Genomic DNA, 1,076 nt, shown 5'->3' on the forward strand with positions numbered 1-1,076 from the left:
GCTTTTTTATCGTAATCATGAGATACGAATCCTATTAAACCGTAGTCTAAGCTTGGCGCAGATAATACCTTGAGACCAGCATTAGATGACTTAGCATCTTTTGCCATTGCACCGGTAGCATCATTCGTAACATCAATATCGCCTTTTTCCATTGCCTTAATAATTTGAGCTTGATCAATAACTTTTAAATTGATTTTGTCTAATGCAGGCTTACCTTGCCAATAATCATCAAATTTAACAAGTTGAACAGCCTCACCTGGGACGATTTTCTTAACTTTATATGGTCCAATACCAATAGGATATTTTCGGATTTTATCTGATTTCGCTAAATCTTTAATTGGTACATCTGATAAATATTTTTTACTTAATAAAGGTCCAGTAATAAATCCTGTTAAGTAATTTTCTTGCTTTTTATCAAATGTAACCTGCATTGTGTAGTCATCTATTTTCTTCAATCCGCTAATATGATCAGCTTTTCCTTCATGATAATCTTTTGCACCTTGGATATTTTCTACACTTGGATAATAAGCACCTTCGTAATCCTTGTTAGCTAAGACTTCAATTGAATAAATCCAATCATAAATTTTCAATTCATTACCATCATGCCATTTAATACCTTTTTTAATTTTAAATTCTATTTTCTTAGCCGGCTCGATGTCCTTCCATGAAGCAATATATGATTTAGGACGTATTTTTTTATCAATTGTTAATAAGTTTTCATTAAAATATCCTTCAACTACAGCATCCGCATGTGTACTATTTAATAACGAAGAATAAACACCACTTGGCGGTGCTGTTAACGCTACATTTAGCGTACCACCTTTATGTTTTGACGCTTCTGTTTTAGTAGCATCTTTTACTCCTTCATCTTTATTACTGCTTTTTCCGCAAGCGCTCAACACTAAAACGACAATAAGAAGTATTGAAATATATTTAATAAGCTTCCCCGTACATATGCCTCCTACTTTCAATCTAATTTTTTCTTTTTAGTTTACTCATAGAAAAAATTATTACAAGTTTATTTTTAGAATATTCAGTTATTTATGCATTTAATCAATTTCAGTAATTTAAAAAAC

At 31.2% G+C, this 1,076-nt stretch carries 1 protein-coding gene; it reads right to left on the bottom strand.

Going from position 1 to position 1,076, the window contains the following annotated elements; genetic code table 11:
• On the bottom strand, nt 1–956 hold a 956-nt coding region (locus tag IDG60_RS15590), incomplete at its 3' end, for an ABC transporter substrate-binding protein (RefSeq protein ID WP_346767041.1).
• Nucleotides 957–1,076 lie beyond the last annotated feature (120 nt).

The sequence above is a fragment of the Staphylococcus sp. EG-SA-2 genome (assembly GCF_017152085.1).